Source organism: Lentzea indica, from assembly GCF_012184385.1.
Classification (GTDB): Bacteria; Actinomycetota; Actinomycetes; order Mycobacteriales; family Pseudonocardiaceae; genus Lentzea; species Lentzea indica.
The window spans coordinates 1-20,691 of the sequence record NZ_VSRL01000050.1; the positions used below are offsets into that span (position 1 = coordinate 1).

General features: G+C 68.3%; 22 protein-coding genes and 1 tRNA gene. 8 read left to right on the plus strand and 15 right to left on the minus strand.

Annotated elements, in window-relative coordinates; genetic code table 11:
* Window positions 1–226 (minus strand): ATP-binding protein (locus FXN61_RS52205; RefSeq protein WP_167974828.1); only part of this gene is annotated, 226 nt, incomplete at its 3' end.
* A 162-nt stretch (window positions 227–388) separates the two neighbouring features.
* Between FXN61_RS52205 and FXN61_RS16385 the strand changes: the two genes are divergently transcribed.
* The gene (locus tag FXN61_RS16385) at window positions 389–757 is read left to right on the plus strand and encodes an ATP-binding protein (protein WP_246291647.1); all 369 of its coding nucleotides are present in this window, start codon (window positions 389–391) and stop codon (window positions 755–757) included.
* The gene (locus tag FXN61_RS16390) at window positions 754–1,542 is read left to right on the plus strand and encodes a SigB/SigF/SigG family RNA polymerase sigma factor (RefSeq protein ID WP_167974832.1); all 789 of its coding nucleotides are present in this window, start codon (window positions 754–756) and stop codon (window positions 1,540–1,542) included. The genes FXN61_RS16385 and FXN61_RS16390 overlap by 4 nt, the downstream gene beginning before the upstream one ends.
* Window positions 1,543–1,559: 17 nt before the next feature.
* On the opposite strand, the gene FXN61_RS16395 is transcribed toward FXN61_RS16390, so the two are convergent.
* The gene (locus tag FXN61_RS16395; protein ID WP_112274647.1) at window positions 1,560–1,859 is read right to left on the minus strand and encodes a WhiB family transcriptional regulator; all 300 of its coding nucleotides are present in this window, start codon (window positions 1,857–1,859) and stop codon (window positions 1,560–1,562) included.
* 69 nt (window positions 1,860–1,928) lie between these two features.
* The gene (gene argS, locus FXN61_RS16400; protein WP_167974834.1) at window positions 1,929–3,662 is read right to left on the minus strand and encodes an arginine--tRNA ligase; all 1,734 of its coding nucleotides are present in this window, start codon (window positions 3,660–3,662) and stop codon (window positions 1,929–1,931) included.
* Between the two features lie 102 nt (window positions 3,663–3,764).
* Between argS and FXN61_RS16405 the strand changes: the two genes are divergently transcribed.
* Window positions 3,765–4,907, plus strand: coding sequence for an RNA-guided endonuclease InsQ/TnpB family protein (locus tag FXN61_RS16405; RefSeq protein WP_223165465.1), 1,143 nt, complete (start codon window positions 3,765–3,767; stop codon window positions 4,905–4,907).
* 67 nt (window positions 4,908–4,974) lie between these two features.
* On the opposite strand, the gene FXN61_RS16410 is transcribed toward FXN61_RS16405, so the two are convergent.
* The 8 genes from FXN61_RS16410 to FXN61_RS16445 all read right to left on the minus strand — a co-directional run bounded on the left by FXN61_RS16410 (window position 4,975) and on the right by FXN61_RS16445 (window position 11,187).
* Window positions 4,975–5,670: a M50 family metallopeptidase gene (locus FXN61_RS16410; protein ID WP_167974838.1), complete on the minus strand. Its 696-nt coding sequence runs from the start codon at window positions 5,668–5,670 to the stop codon at window positions 4,975–4,977.
* 88 nt (window positions 5,671–5,758) lie between these two features.
* Window positions 5,759–6,385 (minus strand): DUF4383 domain-containing protein, encoded by a 627-nt coding sequence (locus FXN61_RS16415; RefSeq protein WP_167974840.1) that lies wholly within the window; start codon window positions 6,383–6,385, stop codon window positions 5,759–5,761.
* Window positions 6,386–6,421: 36 nt separating this feature from the next.
* A complete protein-coding gene (locus FXN61_RS16420) occupies window positions 6,422–6,724 on the minus strand; it encodes a hypothetical protein (RefSeq protein ID WP_167974842.1) in 303 nt (100 codons plus the stop codon).
* A gap of 67 nt (window positions 6,725–6,791) precedes the next feature.
* Window positions 6,792–7,223, minus strand: coding sequence for a hypothetical protein (locus tag FXN61_RS16425; protein WP_167974844.1), 432 nt, complete (start codon window positions 7,221–7,223; stop codon window positions 6,792–6,794).
* Window positions 7,224–7,301: 78 nt separating this feature from the next.
* The gene (locus FXN61_RS55385; protein WP_167974846.1) at window positions 7,302–8,765 is read right to left on the minus strand and encodes a LuxR C-terminal-related transcriptional regulator; all 1,464 of its coding nucleotides are present in this window, start codon (window positions 8,763–8,765) and stop codon (window positions 7,302–7,304) included.
* A gap of 41 nt (window positions 8,766–8,806) precedes the next feature.
* On the minus strand, window positions 8,807–9,469 hold the full coding sequence (locus FXN61_RS16435; protein ID WP_167974848.1) for an SAM-dependent methyltransferase: 663 nt from the start codon (window positions 9,467–9,469) through the stop codon (window positions 8,807–8,809).
* 120 nt (window positions 9,470–9,589) lie between these two features.
* A tRNA-Glu gene (locus FXN61_RS16440) sits at window positions 9,590–9,661 on the minus strand.
* A gap of 143 nt (window positions 9,662–9,804) precedes the next feature.
* Window positions 9,805–11,187, minus strand: a complete 1,383-nt coding sequence (locus FXN61_RS16445) for a PucR family transcriptional regulator (protein ID WP_167974850.1) — start codon at window positions 11,185–11,187, stop codon at window positions 9,805–9,807.
* An 82-nt stretch (window positions 11,188–11,269) separates the two neighbouring features.
* Between FXN61_RS16445 and FXN61_RS16450 the strand changes: the two genes are divergently transcribed.
* Genes FXN61_RS16450 through FXN61_RS16470 form a run of 5 tightly spaced genes read left to right on the plus strand, consistent with a single transcriptional unit; the run spans window position 11,270 to window position 17,619 of the window.
* Window positions 11,270–12,700, plus strand: coding sequence for a sodium:solute symporter family protein (locus FXN61_RS16450; protein WP_167974852.1), 1,431 nt, complete (start codon window positions 11,270–11,272; stop codon window positions 12,698–12,700).
* Window positions 12,697–13,635 (plus strand): agmatinase, encoded by a 939-nt coding sequence (gene speB / locus FXN61_RS16455; protein WP_167974854.1) that lies wholly within the window; start codon window positions 12,697–12,699, stop codon window positions 13,633–13,635. Before FXN61_RS16450 ends, speB begins: the two co-directional genes overlap by 4 nt.
* On the plus strand, window positions 13,632–15,248 hold the full coding sequence (locus FXN61_RS16460) for a thiamine pyrophosphate-binding protein (RefSeq protein ID WP_167974856.1): 1,617 nt from the start codon (window positions 13,632–13,634) through the stop codon (window positions 15,246–15,248). The genes speB and FXN61_RS16460 overlap by 4 nt, the downstream gene beginning before the upstream one ends.
* Complete coding sequence (locus FXN61_RS16465; protein ID WP_167974858.1) at window positions 15,245–16,633, plus strand: aminobutyraldehyde dehydrogenase; 1,389 nt, start codon at window positions 15,245–15,247, stop codon at window positions 16,631–16,633. The genes FXN61_RS16460 and FXN61_RS16465 overlap by 4 nt, the downstream gene beginning before the upstream one ends.
* A 41-nt stretch (window positions 16,634–16,674) precedes the next feature.
* Window positions 16,675–17,619 (plus strand): zinc-binding dehydrogenase, encoded by a 945-nt coding sequence (locus FXN61_RS16470; RefSeq protein ID WP_167974860.1) that lies wholly within the window; start codon window positions 16,675–16,677, stop codon window positions 17,617–17,619.
* A 46-nt stretch (window positions 17,620–17,665) separates the two neighbouring features.
* Here FXN61_RS16470 and FXN61_RS16475 read toward each other — a convergent pair whose 3' ends face one another.
* The 4 genes from FXN61_RS16475 to FXN61_RS16490 form a co-directional block, all read right to left on the minus strand.
* Entirely contained in the window at window positions 17,666–18,376 is a 711-nt protein-coding gene (locus tag FXN61_RS16475; protein WP_167974862.1) for an anti-sigma factor family protein, read from the minus strand.
* Window positions 18,373–18,924 carry a sigma-70 family RNA polymerase sigma factor gene (locus FXN61_RS16480; protein WP_167974864.1) on the minus strand — a complete coding sequence of 184 codons (552 nt, stop codon included), beginning with the start codon at window positions 18,922–18,924 and terminating at the stop codon, window positions 18,373–18,375. The genes FXN61_RS16475 and FXN61_RS16480 overlap by 4 nt, the downstream gene beginning before the upstream one ends.
* A 122-nt stretch (window positions 18,925–19,046) precedes the next feature.
* On the minus strand, window positions 19,047–19,958 hold the full coding sequence (locus tag FXN61_RS16485) for a DUF1996 domain-containing protein (protein WP_167974866.1): 912 nt from the start codon (window positions 19,956–19,958) through the stop codon (window positions 19,047–19,049).
* An 84-nt stretch (window positions 19,959–20,042) separates the two neighbouring features.
* A complete protein-coding gene (locus FXN61_RS16490; protein ID WP_167974868.1) occupies window positions 20,043–20,678 on the minus strand; it encodes a GntR family transcriptional regulator in 636 nt (211 codons plus the stop codon).
* Window positions 20,679–20,691: the final 13 nt, after the last annotated feature.

The following is a 20,691-nucleotide window of genomic DNA, read 5'->3' on the forward strand; positions in this document are numbered from 1 at the left end:
CCCGGTCGAGCCGCGCGCGCACTTCGACGGTGCCGCGCGCAGGGCCCGGATAGGCGTGTTCAACGGAGTTGTTGACCGCCTCGCTGACCGCGAGAACGAGGTCGCTCGCCTCGTCTTCGCCGAAACCGCTTTCCTGCAGCCATTCGCGCAACTGGTGCCGCACAGGCGCCACCTCGCGTGCGTCTGCCGGGAACCGGAGGGCAAGGAAGTCCTCGTGCACCAGCACAGCGCTCCTCCCCGTCGGTTGCCTCTGCCAGGTGACTTCCCGCGTCACCAGGCCATTACACGTGTGAAATGAGATCGATTCGGGTACGGCAATGACATGCCGGCCCACAGCAGAACGGACTACGAGGTGGGTGTGACGCAATTGTCAGGGGTCGAACTGCGAATGGCCGCGGATCCCATGCAGCTGTCCATCGTGCGCGCGGTCGCAGCGGACATCGCGATGCGGCAGGACTTCGACCTCGACTCCATCGAGGACCTGAAGCTCGCCGTCGACGAAACGTGCTCGACGCTGATCACGCTGGCGGCTCAGGACGCTGTGCTCAGTTGTCATTTCGCCGTGGACGGTGCGGGCGCGGTCCACGTCTCGGCGAAGGCGTCCGCCAAAGTCGCCGCGGGGCCCGACGAGGGCAGCTTCGGCTGGCGCGTGCTGACCGCACTCGTCGACTCGGTGCAGACCAGAGTCGAGGAGACCGAAGGGTTCGTGGTCCACATCGACCTCGTGAAGTCTTCCGCAGGGGCGGTGGATGCGTGACCGGGTCGGAGGAGTCGACCACGACGACCAGGTCCGGCGGTGACTACGACCACCTGGCTCCGCTGTTCGCCGAGCTCGCGGTCACACCCGACGGACCACAACGGGAGTCGTTGCGGGACCGGCTCGTCACCGAGCACCTCCCGGTCGCCCAGCACATCGCACGCCGGTTCGGCCACCGCGGCGAGCCGCACGAGGACCTCGTGCAGGTCGCGACGGTCGGCCTGATCAACGCCGTCGACCGCTTCGACCCCGACCGCGGCAGCGACTTCCTGTCCTTCGCGGTGCCGACGATCATGGGTGAGGTGCGGAAGTACTTCCGCGACTCCAGCTGGTCGGTGCGGATGCCCAGACGGCTCAAAGAGCTGCATCTGGCGATCAACGCGGGCACCTCGCGGCTGTCGCAGTCCCTCGGGCGGGCACCGACACCGTCGGAGCTGGCAGAGCACCTCGGCCTCAGCCGCGACGAGGTCCACGAAGGACTCGCGGCCGGAAACGCTTACCAGAGCGCGTCTTTGGACGACATGCTGATGTCGGAGGACTCGTCGATCTCACTGGGCAGCACCATCGGCGAGGAAGATCCGGAGATCGCGATGATCGAGCAGCGGGAGGCGCTGCACCCGTTGCTGCAGAAGCTGCCGGAGCGGGAGCGCAAGATCGTGATCATGCGGTTCTTCGGCAACATGACGCAGACGCAGATCGCGCAGAAGGTCGGGATCTCGCAGATGCACGTCTCGCGGTTGCTCGCGAAGACGTTGCGGCAACTGCGAGACGTGCTCGAGGAGTAGAGGGCCTGGAGGCCACGCTACGAGGCCACGCGGACACGGCGCCGGGTAGCGGCGATGATCTGGCGCCGTTCGTCCTCGCCCATGCCGCCCCACACGCCGTACGGCTCCTGAGCCTCCAGGGCGTGCTCGCGGCACTGCGCCAGCACCGGACAGTGCGCGCAGATCGCCTTCGCCTTCTCCTCCCGCGCGGCCCTGGCGTAACCGCGCTCGTTGTCCGGGTGGAAGAAGACAGCGCTGTTCTGGCCGCGGCACAGCCCTTCCATCTGCCAGTCCCACACGTCGGTGACCGGCTTGGGAAGACGGGTCGTGCAGGTCATCGCGACTCCCTTGCTGGGCGGAAGAGTTGCGATCACTGCGTACCCGTGGTCTGACCAGGGGTAAACCTGTTACAGCTTTTCAGGTGCGCCGATGCCCAGCAGGGACAGACCCAGCGTGAGCACCCGCGACGTGAGCGTGAGCAGGTGCAGGCGCGAGTCCTGCAGCTCCTGGGTCTCCGCGGTCGCCACCGGGCACTGGTTGTAGAACGTGGAGAACGCCGTGGCCGTCTCGAACAGGTAGGTCGTGAGCTTGTGCGGGGCGAGCTCGTCGATGGCCGCCTGGATCGCCGTGGGCAGTTGGAGCAGCTTCAGCGCGAGATCGCGCTCGGCCTGCTCCTGCAGCACCAGAGGCGCGTCCGCCGGTGCCTCGCGGCCGACCTTGCGGCAGATCGAGAGGATCCGGGCGTTCGCGTACTGGATGTAGACGGACGTGTCGCCGGTGGTGGCGAGCATCTTCTCCCAGGTGAAGACGTAGTCCTTCTCGCGGTCGTTGGAGAGGTCCGCGTACTTCACCGCGCCGAGGCCGATCGTGCGGGCGAGCGCGTCCTTCTCCGCACCCTCCACTTCGGACGTTTCGGGCATCACCTTGTAGGAGTTCTCGACCGCCTCGTTGAGCAGCTCGATGAGCTTGATCGTGCCGCCCGTGCGGGTGCGGATCGTCTTGCCGTCCGCGCCGAGGATCGTGCCGAACCCCGTGTGCACCGCGGTGTGGGCGTCGTCGAGCCAGCCCGCCTGCTTCGCCGTGGCGAAGATCATCTGGAAGTGCTGGGCCTGCGGCGAGCCGACCACGTAGATCAGCTGGTCCACCTTGCGTTCGCGCACCCAGTAGCGGGCGGTGGCGAAGTCCGTGGTGGCGTAGCCGTAGCCGCCGTCGCTCTTGCGGATGATCAGCGGCAGCCGGTCGCCCTCGCGGTTGGTGAAGCCGGGCGGGAACACGCAGAGCGCACCGTCGCTGGTCTCGACGAGGCCCTTCTGCTGCAGCTCGATGATCGTGTCGGCGAGGTAGGGGTTGTAGAAGCTCTCGCCGTAGTTGTCCTCCGCGGACAGACCGATACCGAGCAGCTCGTAGACCTGGTTGAAGTGCCGCTGCGACTCGGCCACCAGCTCGTGCCACAACGCCAGCGTGTGCTCGTCGCCACCCTGCAGCAGCACGACCCGCCGGCGCGCGCGGTCGGCGAAACCCGGTTCGTTGTCGAACTTCTGCCTGGCCTGCTGGTAGAAGGCGTTGAGGTCGCTGATCTCGTGGTCGGCGCCGTGGCCCTCGTCGGTCAGGTGCTCGATGAGCATGCCGAACGGCGTGCCCCAGTCACCGAGGTGGTTGTGCGGGATGACCTCGTGGCCCGCGAACGTCAGCAGGCGGCAGAACGCGTCCCCGATGATCGTCGAGCGCAGGTGCCCGACGTGCATCTCCTTGGCGACGTTCGGGCTGCTGTAGTCGATCGCGATGCGCCGCGGCTCGTCCGTCGTCGGCACACCGAGGCGATCGTCGCCGAGCAGGCCGGCGGTCTGCGCTTCGAGCCACTCGCGGCGCAGCCTGAGGTTGATGAAGCCGGGACCCGCGATCTCCGGCGTCTCGATCGCGTCGGCCGCGTCGAGGTGCTCGACGATCAGCGTGGCGACCTCGCGCGGGTTCTTGCCGACCTTCTTGGCGAGGCTCATCGCCACGTTGCACTGGTAGTCGGCACCGTCTCGGTTGGACGGTCGGATCAGCGCTTCCTCGGCGGTGATGTCCACGTCCAGTGCGGCGCGCAACGCCCGCGCGACCCGCTGGCCCAGTTCGAGCCCGACATCCCCACGCAGCACTGAACCCACCTCTCGACCACGGCTTGTTCAGTTCAGTATTTCACCACGGCAAAACCATTACCCACGGCGCCTGCAATCGAACAGATGTTCTACACTGGCAAGGTGAAGATCGTTGTTCAGGTCCGCCTGCTGCCCTCAGCCGAGCAGGCAGCGGCGCTGGCGACGACTCTGCGCGTGTGCAACGCAGCGGCGAACGAGGTGTCGCGGGTGGCGTTCGAGCAGAACGTGTTCTCCCGCAACGACTTGCAGAAACCGGTCTACAGCGAGGTGCGGTCGTCGGGTCTGGGAGCCCAGGCCGCGGTGCGGACGGTGAAGAAGGTCGTCGACGCCTACACCGCACTGCGAGCTCACATCCGTTCGGGAATCTTGGTCGGCGCACGACGTGCCAAGGCCGAGGGTAAGCCGATCAGATTTCGTGACGAGGCGGCTCAGCCGTTCGACGACCGAATGCTCTCGTGGCAACACGCCGCCAAGACGGTGTCGATCTGGACCTCGGTGGGCCGCTTGAAGGGAATGCGGTTCACCGGGCACCCCGACCAGCTGAGAACCCTCGCCTCATCCCGCCAGGGCGAAACCAACCTGGTGGTGCGTGACGGCAAGTGGCTGTTGATCGCCGTCTGCGACCTGCCCGAGCCAGCAGTGTTCGAGCCGGTCGACTGGCTCGGCGTTGACCGCGGCATCGTCAACGTCGCCACCACGTCGGACGGAACGAATTTCCAGGGTCGCCGTTTGCGGCGCTATCGACGGTGGCAGCTGAGGAAACGCGCCGAGCTGCAAGCGAAGCGGACCAAGTCCGCGACCCGTCGTCTCCGTCGGCGTGCTCGACGGGAGCATCGCCATGTCACGCATGTCAACCACACCATTGCCAAGGAACTGGTGGCTGTCGCACAACGCACCGGCCGCGGTATCGCTCTGGAAGATCTGAGCGGCATCCGTGACCGGGTACGGCCTCGCCGCGACCAGCGAGCCACCCACTCCTCTTGGCCGTTTCACCAACTCGGCACCTTCGTCGAGTACAAGGCGAAACGGGCGGGAGTTCCAGTGATCACTGTGGACGCCCGCCACACTTCACAGATGTGCCCGCGATGCGGGCACACGGCGCGCAACAACAGGTCCGATCGCGACCACTTCTGCTGTCGTCGGTGCGGCCTCGCTGGGCCTGCCGATCACGTCGCCGGGGTCAACGTGCGCAACCGTGCACGCTCGGCGTGGGTACTCGTCAACGTGCCCGAACCCGCCTCCTGACGACGGCAGGTTGATGCGGCCCGCACGCCACAGCCACTGGCGAACGGAGAACGCGACCTCTGCTCGTTCAGAGCAGGGGAGTTGACCAACGTCCAAGCAGTAATGCACCGCCGCCCACGAGCGCCGCGACGCTGACCACACCGAACAGCGTCACCCAGCCGAGCGCGGGCACGCCGGTGAGCCAGGCGAGCTGGTCGGCGTCACTGCGCGGGGCCTGACGGCGCCACCGCTTGACCTGCAGCTCCCACACCGGGCGCACGCCGCCGAGCAGCAGGAACCACGCGAACACGTACGCGGCGGTGTCCCTGACCTCTGGCGAGGCGTAGAAGGAGACGAAGAGGAACACCCCGCCGGTCACGATGATCGACAGCACGCCGAAGACGTTGCGAATCATGATCAGCATGGCGGCGAGGAACACGATGCTGATCCACAGCATCAGCTGGATCTGCTCGTTGGTGATGAGCACCGCGGCACCGAACCCGAGCAACGACGGCGCGATGTAACCGGCCAGCGCGGTGAGCACCATGCCGGGCCCGCGAGGCTTGCCGCGCGAGACGGTGAGGCCACTGGTGTCGGAGTGCAGCTTGATGCCGCTGAGGCGCCGCCCGGTGAGGACCGCGACCAGGGCGTGGCCGCCCTCGTGGGCGATGGTGATGACGTTGCGGGTGAGCCGCCAGATCCCGTGCAGCGCGACGGCCAGGAACGCGGCCAGCGCGGTGCCCCACGTGATCAGCACTTCGTCGGTCAGCAACTCGGAAGGCATCGCGACATCGAAACAGACGCGCTGTTAGAGCCGCATGTGGGCTCCAACAGCGCGTCGGTTCCGGGCAGGGGGACCCGTCCGGGGGTCCTCAGTGCTTGATCTTGTCCTTGTTCACCCGTTCGGTCTTCGGGTCGATCACGGCCTGCTCCTTGGTGATGGGCTCCTGCTCCCTCGGGCTGACCGTCGGGTCCATCTCCTCGATGCGGTGCTCCCTGGTCTGCTCGTCGGACTCCCGGAACGCGGCCGAACGCTGCTGCGGCAGCTCCGGCTCCTCCTCCTCGATCACCTTGCGGCGCGCGGGCAGCACCGCGAGCAGCAGACCGAAGAGCGCGATGCCGAAGTACAACCAGTTGTCGTTCGTGTTGAGCGCCAACGGGTTGCCGAACTCGGACACCGGGTTGCGAGCCAGGACACCGGTGATCATCAGGCTCCACACGAAGATCGCGGCGCCGCCGGCGAACAGCAGCCATCCGTACAGCCGGGCGAGGCCCGACCCCAGAGCCATGAGCAGACCGAGCACGCCGGCGGCCACGAGCACCAGGTTGTGCAGCGGGTTCACCGAGAACCCGAGCATGAACGACTGGGCGGCCCAGTCGCCGACCCCTGTGCGGGTGAAGCCCACGACGCCGAACACGATGAACGCGATACCGGCCAGCGCGGCCAGCAACTGCACCGGTTGCAGACCGGCGACCTTGACTGTGACGCGGTGGGTCATGACGCCCTCCAGGCTCCGTACTTGTCGCCCGGCGGACTACCCAGCGCCGACCTCCGTCAAACCGTTCACGGACACGTCGGGCATGCCGTTGCGCGGCACGACGACGTTGCGCTTGCCGATGTGCACCACGCGCGCTCTCGACGGGTTGACGAGGACCGTGATCTCGGCGTTCTGCTCGTTGTACGCGCGGACCTCGACCTGTGTGCCCCGTGCGGCGGCGTTGCGCAGAGCGGCGGCGAGCGTGTCCAGGTTCCACGGCTTGACGAGCCGGAACTGGAACTCGTCCACGTTCAGCACGGCCCAGAGCTCGGTGTCGGTGGGTGGATCGGTCGGGTTCATCAGGTAAATCCCCCTCGTTGGTGGGCTCCGGGACGCCGCGCCCACCGCTCGGCGCCCCGGAATTCTGTTACGGCAGCTGGGTCACGACGTACGAGACCCGGTAGAACGCGTTTGCTCCCGCGACGTCGCGCTGCACCGCGGCGGCACGGCACGGCACGCGGAACGATCCGATGACGGTGTCGATGGTGGGGTCGTCCTCGACGACGGACACCGCCACGAAGCCTCCCGGCGCGATGAACTCCGTGATCTGGTCGGCGTTCCCGAGCTCGGTGGCCTCTCTCGTCTGACCTTCGGTGAAGGTGCGGGTCCCGGTTCTCTCGTCACCGACCCGCAGGTAGATCTCGTCCGTGGGCGTCTCCTGCAGGTCCAGTGCCCGCACCTCGGTGATGCGCAGCTCGCACCCACCGGCCATGGCGGCCTGTGCGTGCGAGGTGCCCGCGGTGGCGGCGGCGATTCCGCCCGCAAGAGACATCACGGCCGCGACGCGCTTGAGGTTCATCCGGTTCTCCTTCAGGAAGGTTTCTGTTACCCCTCAAGGAAAACGCAGGAGCACCCACGTGCACATCGGTCGCAATACCTAGGTTTGGTCGCGTGCGATCCGCGCCGCCTCCGACCTGTTGCCGGCGCCGAGCTTCGCCAGGACGTGCGACACGTGCAGCCCCACCGTGCGCACGCTCAGCACCAGCTCCTGGGCGATCTCCTTGTTGGTGCGGCCCCAGCCCAGCAGCTCCAGCACCTCGCGCTCGCGTGGTGTCAGCGTGCCGAGCTGCGGCTTGTCCTCGTGCAGCAACGGAATGCGCTGCCTGCGCGCCTGCCGGTCGACCGCCTTGACCAACGGCAGCGCCCCGAGACGTTGCGCGGCGCGGTCGGCGTGGCGCAACGCTTCCGGTTCACCGCAACGAGTTCGCGCGTACGCGGCCTGGTACGGCATCTTCAGCCGGTCCCACTGGACGGCGATGCCGGCCCAGCTGTCCTGACCGGCCTCCGCGAACGCGACCCTGCGCCACACCTCGTCTTCCGGACCGCACGGCACGGGAAGCCGTGACAGCAGCTCCTGTTCCGTCGCTTCCGGATCATCGAGCTTGGTCACCCTGCCGCCTGCGGCCTGGAGATCGCGCGCAGCGCCCAGACCTTCCGCGCACAGCCGAAGGATCTCGCCGTGCGTCAACGCTTCCGGCGGGTCCGCGACGGTCTCGCGGCACAGTTCGACAGCGGCCCGGTACTGGCCTTTCGCCCTGGCCGCAACGGCTCTGGTGTACGCGCATTGGGCAGCGAACAGGGCGTCCGGCCCGTCGACGGCCTTCTCTGCCTCCTCGATGAGGTCATCGGGGTCCTGTCCGCGCAACGCGGTGGCTTCCGCTTTGCACAGCAGGATCCTCGCGGCCTTGTTGCCGGGGATGGTGTCGGGGACCTCCAGCGAGTCCAGCTCCTTCCACCGTCCGAGAGCGAGCAGGCTGGTCGCGAGGTTGTAGCGGATGACGGCGCTGAAGGTCGGCGCGAGCCCTTGAATCCTGAGGCGTGTCAACGCTTCCTTGCCGATGCGCGCACTGCGTTCGTGCTGACCGGAGCTGCCGAGCACATAGGTCAGGTTCCCGACCGCCCTGCTGAGCTCACGGATGCAGCCACTGCGATGCGCTGCCGTGCGCGCGTCTTCCAGGGTGGCGATGCCGCGCTCCACGTCACCGAGGAACGCCTCGCACACACCCCGCACGCTCAACGCGTAGGCACGAACGGCGTCGTCGTCCGTGTCGATCGACTCGAGCTGGTGCACGGCCTGTGCGTGCTCGCCCTCCGACATGAGCCAGCTGGCCTCGGCGACGGCGACGCGCTGAACCATCGGCCCGCGCGCCAGTCCCTTGGCCTCCACCAGGGTTTCGAAGGCCGCGGCCCGATCGCCCAGCACGAACTGACAGTCCCACAACAGGTACAGCAGCTCGCACCGGTCGTCGGAGGTCGCGAGTGCCTTGCGCAGCTCCAAAGCCGCGTCCTGCGGCCGGCCCGCCCACCGCAACGCCTTCGCTCGCTCAAGCGCTTCCCGCACGTTCCCTTAGGAGGCGCGCAGGAGAAGTCAGATACAGCCGGTCAGATTCGGCCCTTGCGTCCGATCCCCGCGTACGCCCCCGGAACCACGCACGGCGCCTCGATCGACAGCCCCTCCATCAGCTGCTCGACCGGAGCCGGATGCGACACCACGAGAAACCCGCCTGCGGGCAACGCGTGCCGGTACCGGCGCACCACGCGACCCTGCCCGGTGGTGTCGTCGACATAGCGCAACACATCGACCATCAGCACCGCGTACGGCTCACGCAGGTCGAGGTGGGACAGCACTCCCGGATGCCTCAGCACCTGCTCCGGCCGGCGCAGGTCCGCCTCCACCGCGCACGTGCGAGGCTCGCCGCGCAGCAGCCCGCGCGCGAACGCCACGGTCACCGGGTCCGAGTCCACGTACACGACGCGGGCGTCGGGCAACGTCTGGTGGGTCGCACCGCACGTCGGGATGCCCGAGCCGAGGTCGAGGAACTGGCGGACGCCCGCCGCCCAGCAGTGGCGGACGGCATGGCGCAGGAACGACCGGTGCGCGCGAGTCACGAGCGGCAGCTCGGGGTCGATCCGAACCGCCTGCTTGGCGAACGCCCGGTCGGCGGCGTAGTTGTGCGCGCCGCCCAGGTAGAAGTCGTGGATCCGCGCGGCGTTCGGCCGACGTACGTCGACCTCGTAGCGTGCGAAGGCGGGGACCGCAGCCATTCGCAGAGCGTAACTGGCGCCTAGACCATTCGGGCGAAGTTTTGGGAAGATTCTTTGGGTCCGTCTGAGATGGACCGTGGTGCGGGAGGGCCCGGTCCACCCCACTGAGACCGGGCCACGTAGCGCGTACGGGGATCGAACCCGTGTTTCCGGATTGAGAATCCGACGTCCTGACCACTGGACGAACACGCCAGGAACGAGCATTGATACACAAATGCTCGCAGAGATAGAAGAAAATGAACTAGCTGGTCACAGCTTTGAGGGCGCTCCGGCCCATTCCTCTGCGGTAATCATGGAACAATGATGACCGAGTGCACCGCCCGGCCGCAAAGGAATTAATCGAGCCACGTCAGCGCGAGCCACAGCGAGGCCCGCGCGTCAGCCTCACCAAGATCACGACCGAGCAGTCGCTCGACGTGTGAGATTCGGTGCCGAACGCTGTTGCGGTGCACGCCGAGCAGCGCCGCAGTCCGGTCCCAGCTGCCGTGCTGCCCCAGCCAGACCCGCAGCGTCTCGATCAGCTCAGGGCGTCCGAGCAGTCCCGCCAGCTCACGGCGGGCGAACTCCCTGGCCGCCACGGGGTCCACAAGAGAGGACAAATCGGACGCCGGGAACGCGGGAGAGCCGGTGGCTTTGGCTCGCGCCAGCAACGCCGTTGCTTCCGCCGCCGCACGGCCGACCGCAAGGCCGGGCGCGGAGTCGGGTGACGTGCCGGATGCGGAGACGAGCTCGGGCTCCATGAACGGCGACGACACCCCGACCGGCCCCGACACCTCGAACACAGCCGGCACCAGCGCCAGAAACCCGTTCCCTGCCTGCGAAACCAGCGGCCCGTACCGCTGGGCCAACACGTCGTAGTCCGCCGGCGACTCCCCCGCCACCACCCGGTAGGGCCCCGGCCCCAGCACGTTCGCCACTCCTGCCACCTGCGACCGCAGCAGGGCCGAGGCCGCGAGCCGGGCGATCTGACCGCGTTCGCTCTCCACGTCCCGGCGCAGCAACCCGAGCAACGCCAGCGCGACCGCGACCACCGCCCGTTCGGAAGGGGACAACGGAGCCGATCGGCGCACCACGAGGACCGCGGACTCGACCGGGTCGAGCGTCACGTGCTCTTCACCCACCTGGGCCGAAGCCGAACGAGGTCCCGACCCTGACGCGACACGTCCCACGAGAGAGGCAACGTCGTCAGGTGCGGACGCGGGGTCGACGAGGTCTGCGCGGCAGTTCAGCACCACGGCCAGCGTCGTCAGCACCGACTCGACCGGACGGACGCGGGTGGCGGCACGGGTCAGGGCGCGCTGACTGTCCGCGAGCATCCGCTGCTCCCGCACGGCGATCTCCGCCAGCAGCGCGCCGAGGGCCTGGGACACCGCGAGGAACGGCGTCGACGGCGGCACCTCCAGCAGTGGCATCTCCTGCGCCTCACAGGCTTCCACCAGCGAGGACGGCACCGTCGGGAACTCCGGCTCCACCCCGAACCCGATCGCGGAGACACCGGACGAGACGAGTCCCGCGACGTACGCGGGCACGTCGGACGGGAACCGCACACCGGCCGTGAGCAGCAGCTCCTCGCCGACCAGGTACGGCGTCGGGTCCTCGAGCTCGGACACGTGCGCCCAGCGGATCGGCCGGTCCAGCGCGTCGGCTCCACACAGGACGGTCAGCCCGAGATCGACTCGGGCGACAAGATCCTTCAGCGGGACGGTTTGCACAACCATGGCGAGCCAATTGTGCAGAACGACCACTTACCAGCGCCAGTGCGCGTTCCTACTGTGACCTGCAACCCAAGGAGGTCCGACAGTGGCTCTCGACTACGCGGTGATCGCCGCCTACGTGCTCGGCATGCTCGGCATGGGCTGGTGGGGCATGCGCCGCGCCACCAGCAAGAGCGAGTACCTGGTCGCAGGACGCAGGCTCGGTTTCGGCATGTACTCCGGCACCATGTCCGCCGTCGTGCTCGGCGGCGCGTCGACCATCGGCGGTGTCGGGCTCGGCTACAAGTTCGGCATCTCCGGCGCCTGGATGGTGTTCGCCATCGGCCTCGGCATCCTGCTGCTCAGCGCGCTGTTCGCGCGCCGGATCGTCAGGTTGAAGGTCTACACCGTCTCGCAGATGCTCGATCTTCGTTACGGCGGCAACTCGTCGATCGTGTCGGGCGCCGTGATGTGGGCGTACACGCTGATGCTGACGGTCACGTCCACGATCGCCTACTCCACGATCTTCAACGTCCTCTTCGGACTGCCCAAGACCGTCGGCGTGATCATCGGCGGCAGCATCGTGGTGCTGTACAGCGTTCTCGGCGGCATGTGGTCGATCACGCTGACCGACATCGTGCAGTTCGTCATCAAGACGATCGGCATCCTGTTCCTGCTGCTGCCGATCTCGTTGGTCGCGGCCGGTGGCTTCGACGGCATCCAGCAGCGGCTCAACGACCCGGCGATGTTCGACGTCAGCAACATCGGCGTCAGCACGATCATCACGTTCCTGCTGATCTACGTGTTCGGTCTGCTGATCGGCCAGGACATCTGGCAGCGCGTGTTCACCGCGAAGTCGCCCCGCGTGGCCACCTGGGGCGGCATCACGTCCGGGCTCTACTGCCTGGTGTACGCGGTCGCGGGTGCGTTGATCGGCACGGCGGGCAAGGCGCTGTACCCGAACATCGCCAACAAGGACGAGGCGTTCGCGACGATGGTCGAGAACCTGCTGCCGACCGGTGTGCGCGGGCTCGTCCTCGCCGCCGCGCTCGCAGCCATGATGTCGACGTCGTCCGGTGCGTTGATCGCGTGCTCGACCGTGGCCGCCAATGACATCTGGCGGCGCAAGACCGACGTCCACTCCAACCGGATGTTCACGCTGGTGCTGGGCGTGATCGCGATCGGCATCGCGGTGGCGCTGAACGACGTCGTGGCCGCGCTGACGGTCGCCTACAACATCCTCGTCGGCGGCCTGCTGGTCGCGATCATCGGCGGTCTGGTGTGGAAGCGCGGCACTCGCGTCGGAGCGATGGCGTCCATGGCGGTCGGCGCGCTGACGGCGATCGCGTTCATGGTGATCGACGGCGTGCTGGCCGACTCTCCCATCTACTACAGCCTCAGCGCTTCCCTGGTGACGTACGTCGTGGTCAGCCTGGCCACCCCGGCTACGGATGCGGCGGTGCTCGCGAACTGGGAGCGTCGGGTGGCAGGCGAGGCGACCGAAGCAGATGAAGATGAGGAACTGGTGAACGCATGATCGGCCCTGTCGACTCCTCGCAGGTCCCGCGCTACGCGGGGCCTGCGACCTTCGCCCGGCTGCCGCGCCTGGACCAGGTGGCGCACGCGGACGTCGCGGTGGTGGGAGTCCCGTTCGACACCGGTGTCTCATACCGGCCGGGCGCGCGGTTCGCGCCCTCGGCCGTGCGGGAGGCGTCCCGGCTGTTGCGTCCCTACAACCCCAGTCTGGACGTGTCGCCGTTCGAACGCGTCCAGGTCGCTGACGGCGGGGACATCGCGGTCAACCCGTTCCACATCGGTTCCGCGATCGAGACGATCGAGCAGGCCGCGTCCGATCTGCAGCGGGAAGGCACCCGGCTGGTGACGATCGGCGGTGACCACACGATCGCGCTGCCGTTGCTGCGGGCGGTGTCGCGGATCCACGGGCCGGTGGCGTTGTTGCACTTCGACGCGCACCTCGACACGTGGGACACCTACTTCGGTGAGCCGTACACGCACGGGACTCCGTTCCGGCGCGCGGTCGAGGAAGGGATCCTCGACACCGAGGCGATCTCGCACGTCGGCACGCGGGGTCCTTTGTACGGCAAGAAGGATCTCGAGGACGACCGGCGGCTCGGGTTCGGCGTCGTGACGTCGTCCGACGTGATGCGGCGGGGTGTCGACGAGACCGTGGACGCGTTGCGGCAGCGGATCGGATCGCGGCCGTTGTACGTGTCGATCGACATCGACGTGCTGGATCCGGCGCACGCTCCTGGCACCGGGACGCCCGAGGCCGGTGGGATGACCTCGCGTGAGCTGCTGGAGATCGTGCGGGGACTGCGGGGACTGAACCTGGTCGGCGCGGACGTCGTCGAGGTGGCGCCTGCGTACGACCACGCGGACATCACTTCGGTGGCAGCATCGCATGTCGCGTATGACCTGGTGAGTCTGCTGGCCCTGAAGGAGGGCGTGTGAGCGAGCGCAACGGCGGCGATGTCGTTGTCGAGACCTTGGAGGCGCTCGGCGCGGGCACCGTGTTCGGCATCCCCGGTCAGCACGCGTTGGGGCTCTTCGACGCGCTGCGGCGGTCGGATTTGAGGTACGTGGGTTCGCGGACCGAGGTCAACGCCGCGTTCGCCGCTGACGGCCACGCGCGGATCACCGGTTCCGTGACGCCGCTGCTCGTGTCGACCGGTCCCGGTGCCCTGCAGACCTTGGCCGGGCTGCAGGAGTCGGCCTCCGCTTCGGCGCCGGTGCTGGGGATCTCGTCGCAGATTCCGTCGGCAGGGCTTGGTGGCGTGCGGGGTGGATACCTGCACGAGCTGACCGATCAGCTGGCTTCGTTCCGCGACGTGGTGAAGCACGCGCGCGTCGTGCGGCACGCCTCGCAGATACCGTCGGCTTTGGCCGAGGCGTGGGAGATCGCGCTGACCGCGCCGTTCGGGCCGGTGTGGGTGGAGATCCCGCAGGACGTGCTGCTCGGACCGGCCTCTGTTCCGCCGGTGGCTTCGGTGTCGTGGTCGGCGCGTGAGCTCCATCCGCGGCAGGAGCTGGTTTCCGAGGCCGTCCGGTTGCTGGACGGCGCCTCACGGCCGGTGATCCTGGCCGGTGGTGGTGCTGCTCGGGCTTCGGGCGAACTGCTGGAACTGGCGGAGAAGCTGCGTGCGCCGGTCGTGACGACGTTCGGAGGCAAGGGCAACTTCCCTTGGGAGCACCCGCTTTCCGCGCAGTCGTGGCTGGAGGACTGGCACACCACGTCGTTCCTGGCTGACGCCGACGTGCTGGTTGTGGTCGGCTCGGGACTGGGTGAGCTGTCCAGCAACTACCGGACGTTCCTGCCGGGTGGTTCGGTGATCCAGATCGAGGCGGATCTCGGCAAGCTGGAGTCGAACTACCCCGCTCTGGGGATCCACGCCGACGCCAGGCACGCCTTGCGCGCCTTGGTTTCCGGCGTGACGGCCCGGCCGGCGGACGGCGTTGCGGAGGAGCGGGTTCGCGACCTGCTCGACCGGGTCCGTGCGCGACTGCGGGAGCAGGAGCTCGATCTGGAGTGGCAGGTTCTCGGTGCGCTGCGGTCGGCGGTTCCCGATGGCACGCCCACCTGCTGGGACATGACGATCCTGGCCTACTGGGCCTGGTCGGCGTGGGATCCGCGTGGTGGCGCGCACGTTCTCCGCCCAGGTGCCGGCGGTCTCGGCTACGGCTTCCCCGCCGTGCTGGGCGTCGCCGCGGCCCACGACGGACCGGTGCTCGCGGTGTCCGGTGACGGCGGCGCGATGTACGGCATCTCGGAGCTGGCCACGGCCGCCCAGCACGGCTCGCGGGTCGTCTGGCTGATCGTCGACGACGGCGGCTACGGCATCCTGCGCGAGTACATGACCGACGCGTTCGGCCAGGCCACCGCCACCGAGCTGGCCAGGCCCGACTTCGTGGCGCTCGCCGAGGCGTTCGGGGTGCCCGCCACCCGCAGCACGCCCGAGTCGCTGCGCGAAGATCTCGCCAAGGCGTTCGCCGGGGACGGCCCGCACGTGGTGGTGCTGCCCGCGGTGTTGCGCATGTTCGCCCCCACGCACCTGGAGCACACGTGATCGTCGCGAACTTCATCAACGGCACTTCAGCTTCCGCCGACGAGACGTCGCCGCTCATCGATCCCACGACCGGTGAGGAGTTCGGGCGTGCCGCTATCTCCCGTGCCACCGAGGTCGACGCGGCGGTGCGCGCGGCGGAAGCGGCCTTCCCCGCGTGGTCGCGCACGACTCCCGGCGAGCGGCAGCTGGCGTTGCTGAAGCTCGCGGATCTGCTGGAGGCCAACGCTTCCGCGGTCGCGGACGCGGAGATCCGCGAGACCGGCAAGATCCGTTCGGTGGTGCTCGACGAGGAAATCCCGCAGTGCGTGGACCAGATCCGGTTCTTCGCCGGCGCCGCCCGCGCCCTGGGCACCGCCGCGGCCGGCGAGTACATCGCGGGCGCCACCTCGTACCAGCGCCGCGAGCCGGTGGGTGTGATCGCCCAGATCACGCCGTGGAACTACCCGCTGATGATGGCGGTGTGGAAGATCGCCCCGGCGCTGGCAGCGGGCAACACCGTGGTGCTCAAGCCCGCCGACACCACGCCGTCCTCCGCCGTGCTGCTGGCCTCCCTGGCCGCTCAGGTGCTGCCGGCTGGGGTGTTCAACGTCGTGCTGGGCGACCGTGACACCGGCCGCCTGCTCGTCGAGCACCCGGTCCCCGCCATGGTCTCGCTGACCGGCTCCACCCGTGCCGGCATCGAGGTCGCCCGCAGCGCCGCCGCGACCGTGAAGCGCACGCACCTCGAACTCGGCGGCAACGCACCGGTCCTGGTGTTCGACGACGTCGACGTGGCCGCGGCGGCGGAAGGCGTCGTGGGTGCCGCTTTCTACAACGCCGGCCAGGACTGCACGGCCGCCACCCGCGTGCTCGTGCACTCGGCCGTGCACGACGAGTTCGTCGCGGCACTGACGAAAACGGCGTCCGCCCAGGTGCCCGGCACGGACTTCGGCCCGTTGAACAGCCAGGCCCAGCTCGACCGCGTGCTCGGCCTGCTCTCCCGGTCCGGTGCCACGGTCCACTGTGGAGGAAAGCGGCACGGTTCCACCGGCTTCTTCCTGGAGCCCACCGTGATCTCCGGCCTCGACCAGTCCGACGAGCTCGTCCAGGAGGAAGCCTTCGCACCGGTGATCACCGTGCAGTCGTTCGCTTCCGACAACGAGGCCATCGCGCTGGCCAACGGCGTGCCGCAGGGACTCGCGTCCTCGATCTGGACCCGTGACACGGGCCGGGCCGCGTCGCTGACGGCGCGACTCGACTTCGGCATCGTGTGGGTCAACACGCACGGTCTCGTCGCGTCCGAGATGCCGCACGGCGGTTTCGGCGCCTCTGGCTACGGCAAGGACCTGTCGATGCACGGCCTGGAGGACTACACGCGCGTCAAGCACGTGATGATCGCTCACTGACGCTTGACCTCCAGTTAAGTGGAGTTCGTAGCGTCGGCGGCATGTTCGCGATTCGGCAGTACGAGTTCGGCCCGGCGGAGAACCTGCGCTTCGAAGAGGTTCCCGACCCGGAGCCCACGACCGGTCAGGTCCGTGTCACCGTGGCCGCCGCCGGCGTCCACCTCGTCGACACCACGATCCGCAAGGGCGGGTTCGGGCCCGTCGACTTCCCGATGACGCCGGGACGCGAGGTCGCCGGTGTCGTCACGGCACTCGGCGACGACGTCGAGCCGGAGTGGCTGGGCCGGCGGGTCGTCGCGCACCTCGGCCAGGCGAACGGCGGCTACTCCGAGCTCGCCGTCGCCAACGTCAGCGCACTGCACGCGCTGCCGGACGACGTGTCGTTCGAGGCGGCGGTCGCCATGATCGGCACCGGTCGCACGGTGGTCGCTGTCCTCGACGCCGCGAAGCTCACCAAGGACGACGTCGTGCTCGTGACCTCGGCGGCAGGTGGCATGGGGGCACTGTTCGTGCAGGAGGCGCGCAACGTCGGCGCACGGGTCGTCGGTCTCGCGAGCGGCGAGAAGCTCGACTACGTCATGGACAACGGCGCCGACGCCGCCATCGACTACACCCGGCCGGACTGGGCGGACGGCATCAAGGACATGACGGTGGTGCTCGACGCCGTCGGTGGCGAGGTCGGCGCCCGGGCGTTGAAGACGCTGGGGCCGGGTGGGCGGCAGATCATCTACGGCTGGGCGTCCGGGGCGATGACGCCGATCAGCACGGAAGCGTTGTTCGCCAACAGCCTCACCGCGACCGTCGCGCTCGGGCCCGGCCTGATGCGGCGCGGGCTGCGAGCCCTGGAGGACGAGTCGATGGCGGGACTGGCGAGCGGGCGGTTCGTGCCGCTGATCAACCCGCCGTTCGCGCTCAAGGACGCCGCGAAGGCCCACGAGGCGCTGGAATCCCGTGCCACGGTGGGCAAAGTGGTGCTCAAGCCGTGAAGAAAGGGCCGCCTCCGGTAGCGGAAGCGGCCCCTTCACCCCTCGGTCACGCCTGGACCGGCACCTCGACGAACTTCTTGCCCGCGAAGTTCTCGACCACCACTGACTTGACGTCCTTGGGGTCGACCAGCGCGGAACCGTCCAGGTTCGTGCCCTCGGCGGCGCCCTTCTTGGACACCACCCAGGAACCCGCCTCCTGACGGCTGCCGTCCTTCGCCACGACGAAGATCCGGCACTTCTCGCCTTCGGGAATGCCGCTGATCGCCATGTTCGTCCGCACCCAGCCCGCGGCGGGGACGACCTTCACGGTCATCGACGCCTTGGTCACCGGGTCGGTGAACGTGGCGAGCTTGGTGCCCGCCGGGTCCGGTGCGACCGTCGTCGGTGTGGGAAGGGCCGTTGTCGCATCTGGCGACGTGACCTTGCCGACGAAGACACCGGCGCCGAGCACGACAGCGGCCACCACGGCCGCCGCGGCACCAAGCGTGAACTGGCGACGTCGAGCGACGCCGCCGCGTTCGCTGCGCACCTGGCGCAAGGTGCGCTGCAACAACAAATCGCCGCCCTCTGGCGGTCCGTCCAGCATTGCTTCCGGCGGCACCTCGCCGAGGAAGGCCTCCATCGCACGAAGGTCCTCGAGCTCACGCGCGCAGTCAGGGCAGGACGCCAAGTGCTCGTCCATCTCGCGCACCTCCTGCGCGTCCAGTGCTCCAAGAACATAGGCACCGAGCAGCTGCGGATCGTGCTGCGTGGTCATCCGGCCACCCCCTTCAGTGCGACCTGTTGACCGACGAACGTCTCCCTCAGGGCTCGCAACGCGTAATACGATCTTGATTTCACCGTGCCCGGTGGTACTCCGAGCGCTTCCGCCGCCTCCGTCACACTGCGGCCGCGGAAGTAGATCTCCATGAGCACGTCGCGGTGGTCCGAAGACAACCTGTCGAGTGCCTCCAGCACCACCACCGAGTCGACCACCTGGTCAGCGTGGTCACGCGCGATCGGTGGCGTCGCCGGTGACTCGGCGACCTCCTGAGGGCGCGCGGCCTTGGCCCGCACCCTGTCGGTGACGATGTTGCGCGCCACGGTCAACAACCAGCCGCGCACCGATCCCTTGCCGTTCACGAGGGCGTCGGGATGGCGCCACGCTCGGACGAGGGTCTCCTGGACCACGTCCTCGGCAGCCGCCCGATCACCGGTCAGCCGCGTCGCGTACGCCAGCAGTGCCCGACCGTGCTCCTCGTAGAGCGACCGGATCAGTGCCTCGTCGGCCGCGGTCTCCCGTTTGCGGGAGAACAAAGCCGCCATCCACCCACTCCTCCCCGCCCGCGAACACCTCTTGCGGGCGTCCTGTTGAAGACCTCAGCCGACACACGAGCAAAAACGGGCTTCGGTTCAACGAGGTTTCGACAAAAAGAATGAGGTGGATGCTAGCGGGACCCGTTGAGGTGCCCGACGAGCTCGGCCATCAACGTCTCCGGCATGACGTTGATGAACATCGCGTGGTCGGTCGCCGGGTCGCGCAGCTCCTCGGGGAAGCTGTCGATCGCGAACGGGCGACCGGCGGGAATGTCGTAGCCGACGGTGATGTGCAGGCGCGGGATCGGGAACGTCCGCGGCGGGCACGCGCCGCCCACCAGCGGGAAGACCACGTGGGTGCGGTGTGACGAGCTGTCGGTGTTGTTGCCGTCCCAGCAGCTGCCGAAGTCGTAGCTGCGCAACGTGGTCGCGCTCCCACACAACGGGTACTTCGTCGTGTAACGGCCTGGCTGGTTCGCGCAGCCCCACCTGGCCCGGACGTTCGGGCCGTAGTTGCTGGTGAACGCCATCGGGTCGCCGGTGATCATGCGCAGAAACCGCGGCATCGGCAGCACGTTGCTCACGGCGCTGCCCTCGTACCGGATCTCCACGCTCTTCGGCTTCAGCACCTCGCCGGTGTTTCCGTGCAGCCCGCCGCCGTCAGCGTGCGCGTCGTGGCCGGTGCCGTCGGTCAGGCGCAGCACCGGCCAGTAGTAGGTGGAGAGATCACCCTTCTCGCACGTGCTGGACGCGGCCGCTAGAGAGGCGTTCGTCGACGTCGCATCAGCCGACTTGTTGCCCACGTACTCGTGCGTGTGATGAGCACCGAACGGGATGCCCGGCGAGACAACGGGGTTGTCCGCGTTGAGGTGCCTCTCCTCGTTGGTGCCGCACCGGATGACGACGTTCGGCGTCTCCGGCTCGTTCAGCACCTGGTCGAGCTCGCTGACGTACTGGTCCGGTTTCCCGCTGGACGTGCCGCAGAGCAGGACCGCGGAGGCCCCGATGACGAGGACCGCGACCGCCGCGACTGCGAGGGTCATCGGTTTGTTCGGGGCCACGGCTACAGCTTGCCAAGCGGGCCAAGCGGACGACAGGCCGCTGTCTCAGTTCGAACGTTCAAACGTTCACCGTTGCCCCACGAGCTTCGCGTAGGAACCGCGCAGGTGTTCCTCTGCCGCCTTCCCGGCCTGCTCGGCGTCACCGGAGCGCAGGACCGCGGCCAGGTTCGCGTGGTCGGGCACGACGAGATCCCGGTAGGTGGCGTCACCGACGACCCGCGCCAGCAGGAACAGGTGAATCTGGCTGCGGATCGCCTGCCAGGCCTCCATCAGCCGCAGATGGCCGGTCGCCGCGTACACGGCGTCGTGGAACTTCATGTCCAACGCGACCCGTTCGGCGTCCGTGCGCGCGTGCCGCATCTCCTCGACGATGGCATCAAGACTGTCGAACGACGTGCCCTTCGCTGCCGCCGTCCGCATCGCGAGGACGTCCAACGCCGCCCTCAACGTGTACAGCTCGTCGATGTCCTCCGGCGCGAGCGCGCGCACCCACGTGCCGCGATGCAACTCGGATACGACGAGTCCCTCGCGCTCGAGCAGCACGAGCCCTTCACGCACCGATCCACGGCTGACACCGAGCTGAGCAGCCAGTTCGACCTCTTTGAGGGCGGTGCCGGCGGCCAGCTCACCGCTCAGGATCGCGTCTCTGATCCGGTCGGCGGCCTCGCCTGCGACGCCTTGGCGGGAGACAGGCGTGGACATGTCCGAATGTTGA